Below are 11,679 nucleotides of genomic sequence, written 5' to 3'. Positions count from 1 at the left end.
GCGACCCTTGACAGGCCGTCCCGCCCCGGAATGCCGAAAGACTGCCGGGAAACCCCCAAAAGGAACGGTCACAGGGGGAGAGAAGCGAGAAGCGGTTCCGTCAGTGACGAGACGAGGGGCCGGGGGCCGGCCCGCCATGCGTACGGGCCCCACATCTGCGATTCCGGGCCGGGTGCGCGGCCACCCGCACGAGAGGTTGATCAGAGCGGCCTGCGGAGCCTCCAGCCGCAGCAGATCGCTACGCGCTCCTCCCGGCTTGGCGTCCGACGACCGCCTGGGGCTGATGCCGGCACGAGAGGCCGAAAAGAGCAGCCCAGGGAGCCGACAGGCGCGACAGATCGCTACGCGCTCCTCTGATCTCAGCGGCCGGCGACGGTCCTGGGCTGATACCCGCACGAGAAGACGACCAGGCCGGCCCAGGGGCCTGACACGGTGCACCGCCTCACGCGCCCCGATTACCCGGGAGGATCATGGCGTCGTAGACCGGGGATTCGGGGGCGTGCTTGATGCGGCCGATCACGTTGTAGCCCCAGCGGGGGTAGGCGGAGCGGGCGGGCTCGTTGTCCGTGATGCAGGTGAGGGCGGTCCAGGGCTCCTTGCGGCCCAGGACCATCGCATCGTGGAGGGCACGGCCGAGACCCCGGCCGGCGTGCGTGGGAAGGACCATCAGCTCCCTCAGCCAGAAGACCTCGCCGGCTTCGGCCGCCTTCTCCGCGTCTGTCGGCACCTTCCCCTCCTGCAGGAGGGAATCCCACCAGGCACGGTCGGGCGCGAGGGTCACACCATGGACGTATCCGGCGATGGAACCGTCCGGCAGGTACGCCGTGACGACCTCGAAGCCCTCCATGTCGTACGCGGCCTGGAGGCGGGAGGCGTACGTCTCCACCGTGAAGAACGGGTCCCCGGCGTAGGGCGGGACGTCGTACACCACGGAGTAGACGGCCAGTAGCTGATCGGTGATGGTCCGGGCCTGCTCAGGGGCGTGGCGAAAGAAGTCGATCTCCGCAGGCATGGGTGCTCCGTTCAGGCGATGTGGGTGGCTAGCAGGTCCATGGTCTCTCTGGCCTGTCGGACATCCTGGTACAGGCGCAGGCCTTCCCTGACCGATGCGAGCTGGCGTCGGGTGCGAGTCGATGTCTGGCCGGACTCGATGAGCCGCAGCGACTCCTTGGCAGCCACATCGGTGCGATCGAAGTCGGCACTGCCAACGGACGCCCGAGCCAGGCGGGCCAGGCACATTCCCCGATTGCGTGAACGCGTCACGTCCTGGAGCTGCGCAGAGCGTTCGAGGAGGCGAACGGCCTGCTTGTGGCTTCCCAGGTCGGCCCGGCACATCCCTTCCAGACAGGTGAGTTCGGCCTCGTTCAGGAAGCCTGTCCATGCTGGGTCTCGATCGGTGGTGCCTTGGTCGAAGGCCCTCCAGGCGCGTTTGATGAAGAACGACGTGTTCACCTCATCCCCGAGTCGGGCGTAGCCGTGAGCTGTCCGGATCGCGAGGAGCGCCGTTACTCGGGCCGGGGCCGACCATTTGGCGGCGTAGCTTTCCGCATTTCGGGCGAACCGGACTGCTTCGCGCGGTTTGCCCAAGTCGACCGACTGGCGAGCCATGTTCGAAAGAGTTCTTGTGGCGAGCTCCTCATTGCCCGCGAGCATGGCGGTGTTCAGGGCCTCGGAGAAGTACACCCGGGCCTGCCCGTGCTGGTCGGCGTCGTAACAGAACCATCCGAGCGATGTGGTGAGCTGCCCCGCGAGATCGTGAAGCTCCTGCCCGATCTCCTCCTCGTAGGAGCCTTCGTTTATCAGGAGGTGCACGTACCTGAGGTGGGACTGGGCGGACCGCCACAGCCGATCGCTCCCGAATTGCTGGTCGATGGCGTCAAGGTCGGCGATTGTTGCCTGGAGCAGTTCGACCTCGTCACGGCCGACCCGGTGTGGTGTCGCGATGGTGGCAGTCGACGGGGTGAGCCAGGGCAGCCCGATGACAGCCACTCCTGTGCTGAGGGCGGTTCGCCGTTCCACAGGCGGAACCACTCCTTGGTCGTCGATGGGCCTGTGGAACACCAGCCCCGGCGCCATGGTGAAGCCGAGTGCTTCCGGGCCGACGCCGAACGCGGCACGAAGCGCGGTGGCCTGGTCCGAGCGCGGCCAAGGCGGACGCTTGGATTCCCAGGCTCTGTAGGTGCGGACGCTGATCGTGTACCCACGACGACCGAGCGCCTGGGCGCCGGCCCTGCTGATCTCCTGGGCTGCCTGCTCTTGCGAGAACCAGCCCTTTGCCGTTCTGGCCGCGAACAGCACCTGATTGGCGGGGGACCGCATCGCATCGCTCCTGTCACGAGGTCTCCGTGGCCCAACGTAGGCGGCCAGAAGCGGCGAGTGCACCCTAAGGGAGCAAATTCCCCGTGATCAGGCCGGCCATTGCCCGCGAACTGCCGCTGAGCTTCCGCTCTACCGCCTGGAGTGCCCGCTCCCACAACGGTTCACTTCTCACGACCAGGTGACGCATTTCCAACGACATGCTGGCGAGGTGACCATGCGTGCGACGTCCCACGGGACTACCCGCGCCGAGAGCAGGGCCGATCAGGAGCACACAGATGCGGGAGCTGAGCACTCGAACAGAAGCTGTCTCGCCGACCACGTGCACTGCGACTGTGGCCAGCTTGCGCCGCTGCGAGTCGGATATTGCGGCAGCGTCGTGGGTCACTGTGCTGCCTGTGGTTACTCCTGGACGGTCCACCATGATCCGGTGGACTGCTGGCAGCGGACCACCGAGTCAGACGCCTTCAAGGCCGACTGTCTGCGAGATGTCGTTCTGCCCCTCGTGGCCGCGCGCGTAGTGCTTGACCACCACACCTTCGGCAGCGGCCCGAGTCCGGCACTGGTCGATCGTGCGCTCGCCGGTTGGGAGCAGTTCGTCAGCAGCTTCGAGGAGTCGTCTGATGACTGACCGGTACGAGTACGTCCCGCACCGGCTCCTGAGCCGTCGTGTCCGAGACGTCGCCTCGGGAATCGAGGGCGTCCTCATGGCGGTGGTCAACGAGAACGTCTCCGACACCGGCATCGAACGCTGGATGGAACTCGCCTACATCCGGGGCGCATGCGGCCGCGAATTCACCACCGCAGTCACCAACGTCGAACCCGCCCCGGACCAGCCCAAGACGGCCGCCGGCCGCCGAGATCAGAGGAGCGCGTAGCGATCTGTCGCGCCTGGGGGCTCCGCGGGGCGCCCACATCAACCTCTCGTGCGGGTAGCCGGGCACCTAGCCGGCCCGCACCGTCTGCCCCCACCCCGGCAAACGCCCCGGGGGCGGTGACAAGCCGCACAGGGCAAATCGGACCTACTAGGAATTGTCGTAGGTTTTGGTGTCCTGGTTTGTCCCTGCGTACGTGCAGTACGGGTGCCGTCAAGACCGTGGAGATCCACCGCGCGGCTACGAGTCGGGGTAGTAAAAGGGACGTTTGGGGAAGCCCGGGGGCACGGGTTACCAAGGTGGGGCAAGCCCGGCAGTGGCGGTTCGGTCCGCAGCGCCGGGATCTTTCTTGCCCAAGCGCCCTTGTCCCCGGCCCCGGAGGTCTCCACATGTCCGCGAAGCGCGTCAGCACCCGCCGTACCCGTATCGCCGTCGCCGCCACCGGTCTCGGTGCGCTGCTGGCTCTCGGGGCCGGGACGACCGCCGCCTTCGCCGACGAGGCCCCCAGCACCCTGTCCGTCTCCGCCGAGGTCGCCGCCGTCCAGGCCCAGGCCGAGGCGCAGGCCAAGGCCGCGGACGCCGCCGCTGCCGCCGCGAAGACCTCCCTGTGGGCCAAGCCCGTGGAGAGCTACACGCTGTCCGCGACCTTCGGCAAGGGCGGCAGCATGTGGGCCCACAAGCACTCCGGCCAGGACTTCGCCGTCCCGACCGGCACCAAGGTCAAGGCCGCCGGCGCCGGCACCGTCGTGAAGGCCGGCCCGAACGGCGGCGGCGACGGTCCCGCGTACGGCAACGCCATCGTGATCAAGCACGCGAACAACACGTACTCGCAGTACGCGCACCTCTCGAAGATCCAGGTCTCGATCGGCCAGAAGGTCTCCGCCGGCCAGCAGATCGCCCTGTCCGGCAACACCGGCAACAGCAGCGGCCCCCACCTGCACTTCGAGATCCGCACCACCCCGAACTACGGCTCGGCCGTCAACCCGGTGGCCTTCCTGCGCAACGCCGGCGTCACCGTCTGACCGGTCCGGCCGACCCTGGTCAGATGAGCCAGGAGTGGGTGGGCTTGGCCTTCCCGATCTTGTTGTTCTTCAGGCCCGTGATCTGTTCCTGATTCAGCGCCTGGTCGAAGATCCGGATGTGGTCCAGCGGACCCATCCAGGAGGCGCTCCAGATCCCGTGGTGGCGGGCCCGGCCCAGCTGGAGGGGGCCGGGGCCGGCCCAGATGCCGGAGACCTGCGCCTGGCCGGCCTGCTTGTCGTCGACCCAGAGCGCGATGGTCTTCTTCTCCGCGTCGTAGGTGCCCGTCAGGAGCGCCCACTGGCGGGTCGTGTCCACGTTGTCCGCGACGACCTGCTGGGCCGTGGCCGCCTGGCCCTTGTCCCCGGTCTGCACCCGGAACACCCAGGCCTTCTTGCCGTTCACGACCTCGAAGCCCAGCTCGAAGGAGTACGAGTCCCCGTCGCCCTGGCTGACCGCCATGCGCGGCCCGGTCTCGGACACGTTGTAGGCGCGCGTGGAGACGGTGAAGCTCTTCGTCACGTCCACGGCGGCCTCGGCGCCCTGTGCGTAGGAGTCCGGGGCGCCCTTGAAGCGGACCTCGGTCCGGTTGGCCAGTTCCCCGAGCGAGGCGCCGGGGCTCAGGGCTATGCCCATCTTGCCGTTGCGGTCGCGCAGCAGGTTCGGTTCGCCCGGCACGGTGGGGGAGTCGTCCTCGGGGTTCTTGCTGCCGTCCGGGCCCTTCGAGGTGGGGCCGCCGGAGGCGCTGGGGGAGTCCGAGGCGGCGACGGCCGGCGGGTCCTTCGGGTCGTCGTCGGAGCCGTTCAGCACGAAGAACCCCGCGCCGCCCGCCACCAGGACGATCGCGAGCGCCCCGATCCCGATGGTCAGCCGCTTGCGCTTGCGCTGCCGGGCCTCGGTGGCGTCGGCCATCGCCTGCCAGTCCGGTGTGGTGGACGGGGTGGACGCGGAGGCGATGGGCGCGGTGGCGGGGGAGGGAAACGGTTCCTCGGGCTGGGCGGGAGGCGGGCCGAAGCCGCCTCCCGCCGGTTGCGCGGGCCCCGACTGGTAGGGGTTCGGCGTCTGCGGCGGGAATCCGTAGCCGCCGCTCCCCGAGGCGGGGCCGGGCTGGGGGCTGTTCGGGCGATCCGTACCGTCAGTCATGGCAGGGATGCTAGAACATCGCCGGGAACGGCCGTCAGCCCGGGAGCTGGATGATCGGGAAGCTGCCCGTCGCCGTCGGGGCGTGTTCGGGCAGCCACAGCACCGCCACCGCGCCCGCCGCGGCGCCCTCGTTCTCCGCGCCGCCCCGGGCCGCGACGTTGCGGAACGTCAGCCGGGCCCCCAGGACCCGGGCCTGGCCCTCCGCGATGGTCAGGCCGAGTCCGTGGCCGACGCCGGCCCGGTCCGTGGACCCGGTCCGGAAGCGGCTGGGGCCCTCGCGGAGCAGTGCCTCGGGGAAGCCCGGCCCGTGGTCCCGGACGCGTACGACCCGGCCCTCGACGTCGACCTGGACCGGGGCGCGCCCGTACCGCATGGCGTTGGCCAGCAGGTTCCCCAGGATCCGCTCCAGCCGGCGCGGGTCCGTGCTGACGATCTCGTCCGCGACGACCCGTACGGAGGCGGCGGGCATCAGCGAGGCCACCCGCCGGGACACGAACTCGCCCAGCGCCACTTCCTGGAGCTCGGCGCGCTCGGACGCGCCGTCCAGCCGGGCGACCTCCAGGACGTCCTCGACCAGGGCCCGCATGGCCTGCGCGCGGTCGCGCACCAGCTCGGTCGGGCGGCCCGGGGGCAGCAGTTCCGCGGCCGTGAGCAGGCCCGTCACGGGGGTCCGCAGCTCGTGCGCGATGTCCGCGGTGACCCGCCGTTCGGCCTCCAGCCGCTGCTGGAGGGCGTCGGCCATGGCGTCCACGGCCCGTGCCAGGTCGTCGGTCTCGTCCCGTACGACACCGCCGACGGCGTCCCGTACGCGTACCTCGGGGTCCCCGTGCGCCACGCGCTGCGCGGCGGCCGCGGCCTCACGGAGCCGGCGTGAGATCTGGCCGCCGATGAGGACGCCCATGGCCGAGCCGCCGATCACGACGGCCAGGGAGCCGACGACCAGGGCCCGGTCCAGGTCGCGCACCATGTTGGCGCTCTCGCGGAACTGGTGGTGCATGGACAGCACCTGCCCGTTGCCGAGCGGTACGGCCGCCCACACCTCGGGGGCGCGCTTGGGGTACTCCTGCACGTAGGTGCCGCGCCGCCCGGAGCGGGCCTTCTCGCGCAGCTCGGCGGGCAGCTCGGGGTCGTTGATCTTGGCGCCCCAGATGGGCTTGCGTCCGGCGTCGGGGGTGCGGGCGATGTACTGGACCCGCTCCAGCTCCTGGTCGCGGGCGCTCTCCATCATGGACACGCGGGCAGCGCTGTGCACCACCAGGCTCAGGGCGAGCGCGGTGAGGGCGCCGACGGCGGCGATGGCGAGCGTGATCTTCCAGCGGATCCCCGTACGGAGGGTGACTCGCCTCATGCGGTTCTACTCATGCCTTGAGCTTGTATCCGAAGCCTCGGACCGTCTCGATCCGGTCCTGTCCGATCTTGGTGCGCAGCCGCTGTACGTGGACGTCGACGACGCGGGTGTCGCCGCCCCAGTCGTAGTCCCAGACCCGTTCGAGGAGCCGGTCGCGGGAGAGGACGGTGCCGGGCGCGGAGGAGAACTCCAGCAGCAGCCGCATCTCGGTGGGGGTGAGGGCGACGGGGGCGCCGGCCCTGCGGACCTCCATGCCCTCGGTGTCGACCTCCAGGTCGCCGAAGGACAGCACGCCGCGCTCGTCGGAGCCGTCCGCGCCGGCGGAGCCGTTCGCGCCGTTCTGCGGGCCGCCGGCGTGGCCGAAGCGGCGCAGCACGGCGCGGATGCGGGCGACGAGGACGGAGCCGTCGAAGGGCTTGGTGACGTAGTCGTCGGCGCCGGCCTCCAGGCCGAGGACGACGTCGATGCTGTCGGCGCGCGCCGACAGCATGATGACGGGGACGGTGGACTCGTCGCGGATGCGCCGGCAGAGGCTGACGCCGTCCATGCCGGGCACCATCACGTCGAGGAGGGCGATGTCGGGCCGGTCGGCCCGGAAGGACTCCAGGCCGGACAGGCCGTCGGGCATGGCGGTGACCACGAACCCGTCGCGTTCCAGCGCCAGGGTCGTGGCCTCGCGGATGACGTCGTCGTCCTCCACGAACAGCACGTGGGTCTCGGCCATGCCCAGCCTCACTCCGGTTCCATCGTCGTTGCGGTCAGTCGTTCTTCTGCGAGACGGCCGGGGCCGGCTGCATCCCGGGGTTGTAGACGTTGCTGTACTCCGAGTGCACCCGGTCCTGCTCGGTGAACCGTTCGCCGTTCCAGCGGTACGTGATCACGTCCTCGCCGGACGGTTCGGAGGGGGCGGCGTCGTGCCCGTACACGGGCTTGCTGACGACCAGGTCGCCGCGGTCGATCTCCGCGTAGACGGGCTTCTGCTCGTCCGCGAACACATTCTCGTACGCCGATCCGTTCGACCGGTACACGTACGAGCCGCGACCCAGGGCGTCGGCGCAGGACAGGACGTTGACGACGACGTCGACGACGGTGCTGCCGGTGATCTTCCCGTAGCTCACGTCGATCGGGTACTCCTTGCCCGTGCAGGGCTTCAGGTCCCGCTTGATCTCGGCGCTGACCTTGGGGTCCGCCTTCAGCAGGGCGACCGGGTCGACCCGCTTGACCGGGCTGCCGGTGGACGCGGCGGCGGAGTGGCCCGGGGCCGGCGGCTTGGTGGGGCCGCCGCTGGGCTGGTTGCTGCGCGCCACCGGGTCGGTGCGCGCGGGCCCGCCGTCGCGCAGTCCGGTGCCCCCGGCGGAGCACCCGGCCGCGAACAGCACTGTGCCGACGAGGACCGTGGTCCCCGCCGACATGAGTACCAGCGAGCTTCTGCCGCTCAGACTTTGGCCGTTCAGGCCGCGCACCGCTCCCGCCCCTCGTAGCGCGTGGTGTGGTCACCGCGTTCCAGGGCACGCATGTCCAGGTCCCGGCTCTCCAGCTCCTGACGGAGCCGGGCCAGGGCGCGGTGCAGTGTGCTCTTCACGGTTCCCGCCGACATACCGAGCGCCGCGGCCGTCTCCTCGGTGCTCATCTGCTCCCAGTGTCGCAGCACCACGACGCTGCGCTGCTTGGGCGCGAGCACCTTGAGGATGTCCATGAGCAGGGCGCGGTCGGCGCGCTGGTCCGAGCCGTCCTCGACGGAGGCGTCGGGGAGCTGCTCGGTGGGGACCTCGTCGAGCTTGCGGGCCCGCCACCACTCGGTCCGCGTGTTGATCATGACGCGGCGCAGGTAGGCGTCGGCCAGGGACTTGTCGGCGATGCCGTCCCAGCGGCCGTAGGTGCGGACGAGGGCGGTCTGGAGCAGGTCCTGGGCGTCCGTGGGGTCCGGGACCAGGCGCCGTGCGCTGCGCAGCAGGGCGTCCTGCCGGGTGCGTACGTACTCCTCGAACTCGAGTACCTCTCCGTGCGCCATGCGTACCGCCTCCACTGCGTCCCCGTCTCCGCTGTCTTACGGATCCGAAGTTACGGAGGGGTTGTCACGGCACTGTGCGGGTCAGACTGCGGTGGGCGCACGGACACCCGTAGGTTGTGTAACAGCGCCCGTGAGCTGCGGTTTCCCGGCCTCAAACGGAATCTTCGCGTCAACTTCGCGTCAACTTCGAGTGGATCCCGAGGGGCGCCCGGCCGTGCGGCGGCACCCCCGGGATTCAGCTCTGCGGCAGCCGGTACATCCCGTGCGCGAGGGGCTCCACCAGCCCGTCCGACACCAGCCCGTCCAGCGCCCGGGCCCGCTGCACCGGCTCGTCCCACACCGTGTCCAGCACCGCCTGCGGAACCGGGCCCACCGCCTCCCGCAGCACCGCCAGCAGCTTGCCGCGCACCTGGCGGTCCGTACCGGCGTACGTCTGACCGCGCCGCGGCGGCCCGTCGTGCGCGGGCTTCCCCGCCAGCCGCCACGCGCACAGCCCCGACACGGGGCAGCGGGCGCAGTCCGGGCTCTTGGCGGTGCACACCAGCGCGCCCAGCTCCATGGAGGCCGCCGCCCAGCGGGCCGCCGTCGGCTCGTCCTCGGGCAGCAGCTCCCGCGCCAGCCGGCGCTCGGCGGCGGTGGTGGCGTTCGGCGGGTACTCGACCCCGGTCGCGGCGCGCGCGAAGACCCGGCGCACGTTGGTGTCCAGCACCGCGTGCCGCTGCCCGTACGCGAAGGAGGCCACCGCGGCGGCCGTGTACTCGCCGATCCCGGGCAGCGCGAGCAGCTGCGCGTGCTCCCGGGGCACGTCGCCGCCGTGCCGTTCCGTTATCGCCGCGGCCGCGCCGTGCAGCCGCAGCGCCCGCCGCGGGTAGCCGAGCCGCCCCCAGGCCCGTACGGCCTCGCCCGGCGCCTCGGCGGCCAGGTCGGCGGGCCGGGGCCACCGGGCGAGCCACTGCTCGTACACCGGCAGCACCCGGCTGACGGGGGTCTGCTGGAGCATGAACTCGCTGACCATCACCCCCCAGGGGCCGGCCTCGGGGCGGCGCCAGGGGAGGTCGCGGGCGTGCTCGTCGAACCACGCGATGACGGGGGTGTGCAGCGCGGAGGAAGCGGAGGGCGCGGCGGCGGCGTGTGAGGGGGATGCAGTCATGACAGACGGCATCCTGGCACGTTTCAGGGCCTGCGCGCGGGGCCCGGACCGGTGAACCAGACGGCGAGGCGGTTGCCGCTCCCCTGGACGGCGGTGATGAGCCTGATCATCGGACCGGTCAGCGCCGCCACGGCCAGGACGGCCAGCGAGGCGCCCAGCAGCAGGCCCATGCCGACGTCGTGCGGGTAGTGCACCCCGACGAAGACGCGGGAGAAGGCCATCAGCAGCCCCATCGGCAGCGTCAGCCACGCGAGGCGGGGGACGGCCAGCGCCAGCGCGACGGCGGCGGCTCCGGCGATGGCGGAGTGGTTGCTCGGGAAGGACCAGTCCCCGTACGGCGGGCAGGGGATGAGGGAGGCGGCCGCCCCGGCCACCGCCCGGCAGGGCCGTTCCTCGTCGATGGTGGACTTCACGAGCTCGGACGCGACGTACACGAGCGCGGTGACGAGCGGTGCGAGCACGGCCAGGGCGAGGGCCCGGGGATCTCCGCCCTGCTTGCCGCGCGCACGCCACCAGACGGATATGTAGAGCAGACCGAACACGAGGAGGCCGTACTCGGTCCAGACCTCGACCACCTTCTGCACCCAATGGGGCGTGGTGTGGGCGAAGTCGGTGATGTCGCGATAGAAGTCGGAGCTGTCCATGGTCACTGACCGTACTCGGCGCCTTGTTGCGGCCGTGTCAGACCCCTGGCCGGATATGGCCGTTCCGGGCTGCTCCCGCAGGATGATCATCGGCAAAACCTGCCGGACGTGCGGCATGTGGGGCGCGGAACGCGGCACGAGTTCTCGTAAGGTTCGGTGCGTGGGATCTCTGCGCAATCCGGTCGGGCCGCTCCCCTCCTCCATTTACTGGCGGCGGAGGGCCGTGCTGGCGTCCGTCGCCGCGCTCGTCGCGCTGCTCGCCGTATGGTTCGTCAGTTCCGGTGGTGGCAGGACGAGTACGAACGGCAAGGGCGGCGGCGACGGCTCCGGACCCGTGCGCACCATCACCCCCGGCCCCTCCGGCACCGGCCCGGCGATCAGTCAGGCCCCGGGCGGACGCGGGGACTCGGGCGGCGGCGCCACCGGCCCGGCGAAGAACGGCGACGCGGGCGGCGCCGGAGCGGGCTCCTCGTCATCCGGCGGCTCCGGCGGCCCCGGCGGCTCGACGCCGGCGCAGGTCCCGGCGGACTCCCCGCTGCCGACGTGCCCGGCGAGCGCGCTGCAGTGGGAGGTCAAGAGCGTCAAGAACGAGTACGAGGCGAACGAGAAGCCCCGTCTGGAACTCCTCGTCCGCAACACCTCGGGCAGCACCTGCAAGTTCGGGCTCGGCCCGAGGCAGGCGGTCATCACCATCTTCCAGACGACGGGCGCCAAGGCCGTCTGGTCCTCCGCCGACTGCCCGACGGGCGCGGCCAACGCGTTCTACCGGCTGCCGGCGCAGGGCGAGACGAAGCAGTCGGTGGAGTGGGACCGCAAGCCGAGCGCGGCGGACCAGTGCCAGAACCCCCCGCAGGGCAACCCGGCTCCCGACACCTACGTGGTCGAGGTCAAGTCCCCGGGCCTCCCGGTGACCCGCACGTCCTTCGTCCTGAAGCAGGACTGACCCTTCCTAATGCGCCGCTGCGCCGGACTCCGTCCGGCGGGGCCGGTTCGGATGGCTGGTGCGGGTGGGTGGGCCGCTGCGCGGGGCTGGTCCCCTACCCGCCCTTCCACCGTTCCCAAGGGCTCCGCCCCTGACCCCGTACGGGCGCTGCGCGCCCGTACGGGGCAAACGCCGGCGAGGCTGAGATCAGCCTCGCCGGCGTTTGAGGCGCGGGGGTCCGGGGGCGGAG

The 11,679-nt window shown here is 71.1% G+C and carries 13 protein-coding genes; 4 read left to right on the top strand and 9 right to left on the bottom strand.

Annotated elements, in window-relative coordinates; genetic code table 11:
- Positions 1-442: 442 nt before the first annotated feature.
- Entirely contained in the window at positions 443-1,012 is a 570-nt protein-coding gene (locus tag ACQKM2_RS40115) for a GNAT family N-acetyltransferase (RefSeq protein ID WP_427718997.1), read from the bottom strand.
- An 11-nt stretch (positions 1,013-1,023) separates the two neighbouring features.
- Positions 1,024-2,319, bottom strand: coding sequence for a hypothetical protein (locus ACQKM2_RS40110; RefSeq protein WP_427718995.1), 1,296 nt, complete (start codon positions 2,317-2,319; stop codon positions 1,024-1,026).
- Between the two features lie 427 nt (positions 2,320-2,746).
- On the opposite strand from ACQKM2_RS40110, the gene ACQKM2_RS40105 reads away from it, so the two are divergent.
- The 3 genes from ACQKM2_RS40105 to ACQKM2_RS40095 all read left to right on the top strand — a co-directional run bounded on the left by ACQKM2_RS40105 (position 2,747) and on the right by ACQKM2_RS40095 (position 4,213).
- Positions 2,747-2,947 carry a hypothetical protein gene (locus tag ACQKM2_RS40105; RefSeq protein WP_427718992.1) on the top strand — a complete coding sequence of 67 codons (201 nt, stop codon included), beginning with the start codon at positions 2,747-2,749 and terminating at the stop codon, positions 2,945-2,947.
- Positions 2,940-3,194, top strand: coding sequence for a hypothetical protein (locus ACQKM2_RS40100; RefSeq protein WP_427718991.1), 255 nt, complete (start codon positions 2,940-2,942; stop codon positions 3,192-3,194). The genes ACQKM2_RS40105 and ACQKM2_RS40100 overlap by 8 nt, the downstream gene beginning before the upstream one ends.
- Positions 3,195-3,580: 386 nt before the next feature.
- Positions 3,581-4,213 carry a M23 family metallopeptidase gene (locus ACQKM2_RS40095; RefSeq protein ID WP_427718988.1) on the top strand — a complete coding sequence of 211 codons (633 nt, stop codon included), beginning with the start codon at positions 3,581-3,583 and terminating at the stop codon, positions 4,211-4,213.
- A gap of 19 nt (positions 4,214-4,232) precedes the next feature.
- Here ACQKM2_RS40095 and ACQKM2_RS40090 read toward each other — a convergent pair whose 3' ends face one another.
- The 7 genes from ACQKM2_RS40090 to ACQKM2_RS40060 all read right to left on the bottom strand — a co-directional run bounded on the left by ACQKM2_RS40090 (position 4,233) and on the right by ACQKM2_RS40060 (position 10,507).
- On the bottom strand, positions 4,233-5,354 hold the full coding sequence (locus tag ACQKM2_RS40090; protein WP_427718985.1) for a LamG-like jellyroll fold domain-containing protein: 1,122 nt from the start codon (positions 5,352-5,354) through the stop codon (positions 4,233-4,235).
- Positions 5,355-5,388: 34 nt separating this feature from the next.
- Positions 5,389-6,702 carry a two-component system sensor histidine kinase CseC gene (gene cseC, locus ACQKM2_RS40085; protein WP_427718982.1) on the bottom strand — a complete coding sequence of 438 codons (1,314 nt, stop codon included), beginning with the start codon at positions 6,700-6,702 and terminating at the stop codon, positions 5,389-5,391.
- A 10-nt stretch (positions 6,703-6,712) separates the two neighbouring features.
- Entirely contained in the window at positions 6,713-7,426 is a 714-nt protein-coding gene (gene cseB / locus ACQKM2_RS40080; RefSeq protein ID WP_427718980.1) for a two-component system response regulator CseB, read from the bottom strand.
- Between the two features lie 34 nt (positions 7,427-7,460).
- Positions 7,461-8,114, bottom strand: coding sequence for a hypothetical protein (locus ACQKM2_RS40075; RefSeq protein ID WP_427718977.1), 654 nt, complete (start codon positions 8,112-8,114; stop codon positions 7,461-7,463).
- Positions 8,115-8,152: 38 nt separating this feature from the next.
- The gene (locus ACQKM2_RS40070) at positions 8,153-8,713 is read right to left on the bottom strand and encodes a SigE family RNA polymerase sigma factor (RefSeq protein WP_007264805.1); all 561 of its coding nucleotides are present in this window, start codon (positions 8,711-8,713) and stop codon (positions 8,153-8,155) included.
- Between the two features lie 235 nt (positions 8,714-8,948).
- Complete coding sequence (locus ACQKM2_RS40065) at positions 8,949-9,863, bottom strand: A/G-specific adenine glycosylase (RefSeq protein WP_427718975.1); 915 nt, start codon at positions 9,861-9,863, stop codon at positions 8,949-8,951.
- Between the two features lie 23 nt (positions 9,864-9,886).
- A complete protein-coding gene (locus tag ACQKM2_RS40060) occupies positions 9,887-10,507 on the bottom strand; it encodes a phosphatase PAP2 family protein (RefSeq protein ID WP_427718972.1) in 621 nt (206 codons plus the stop codon).
- Positions 10,508-10,667: 160 nt separating this feature from the next.
- Between ACQKM2_RS40060 and ACQKM2_RS40055 the strand changes: the two genes are divergently transcribed.
- A complete protein-coding gene (locus ACQKM2_RS40055) occupies positions 10,668-11,450 on the top strand; it encodes a hypothetical protein (RefSeq protein ID WP_427718970.1) in 783 nt (260 codons plus the stop codon).
- The last annotated feature ends 229 nt before the right edge of the window (positions 11,451-11,679 follow it).

This window comes from Streptomyces sp. NPDC004126 (genome assembly GCF_050275515.1).
In the GTDB taxonomy this organism is placed as follows: Bacteria; Actinomycetota; Actinomycetes; order Streptomycetales; family Streptomycetaceae; genus Streptomyces.
Note: the sequence above shows the minus strand (reverse complement) of the source record. Positions and strands in the feature narration are given on the sequence as shown.

What these genes read in the sequence shown, in the direction of transcription:
- ACQKM2_RS40115 (WP_427718997.1), bottom strand. Translation starts at nt 1,012, where the DNA reads ATGCCTGCGGAGATCGACTTCTTTCGCCACGCCCCTGAGCAGGCCCGG.
- ACQKM2_RS40110 (WP_427718995.1), bottom strand. Translation starts at nt 2,319, where the DNA reads ATGCGGTCCCCCGCCAATCAGGTGCTGTTCGCGGCCAGAACGGCAAAG.
- ACQKM2_RS40100 (WP_427718991.1), top strand. Translation starts at nt 2,940, where the DNA reads ATGACTGACCGGTACGAGTACGTCCCGCACCGGCTCCTGAGCCGTCGT.
- ACQKM2_RS40095 (WP_427718988.1), top strand. Translation starts at nt 3,581, where the DNA reads ATGTCCGCGAAGCGCGTCAGCACCCGCCGTACCCGTATCGCCGTCGCC.
- ACQKM2_RS40090 (WP_427718985.1), bottom strand. Translation starts at nt 5,354, where the DNA reads ATGACTGACGGTACGGATCGCCCGAACAGCCCCCAGCCCGGCCCCGCC.
- cseC (WP_427718982.1), bottom strand. Translation starts at nt 6,702, where the DNA reads ATGAGGCGAGTCACCCTCCGTACGGGGATCCGCTGGAAGATCACGCTC.
- cseB (WP_427718980.1), bottom strand. Translation starts at nt 7,426, where the DNA reads ATGGCCGAGACCCACGTGCTGTTCGTGGAGGACGACGACGTCATCCGC.
- ACQKM2_RS40075 (WP_427718977.1), bottom strand. Translation starts at nt 8,114, where the DNA reads ATGTCGGCGGGGACCACGGTCCTCGTCGGCACAGTGCTGTTCGCGGCC.
- ACQKM2_RS40070 (WP_007264805.1), bottom strand. Translation starts at nt 8,713, where the DNA reads ATGGCGCACGGAGAGGTACTCGAGTTCGAGGAGTACGTACGCACCCGG.
- ACQKM2_RS40065 (WP_427718975.1), bottom strand. Translation starts at nt 9,863, where the DNA reads ATGACTGCATCCCCCTCACACGCCGCCGCCGCGCCCTCCGCTTCCTCC.
- ACQKM2_RS40060 (WP_427718972.1), bottom strand. Translation starts at nt 10,507, where the DNA reads ATGGACAGCTCCGACTTCTATCGCGACATCACCGACTTCGCCCACACC.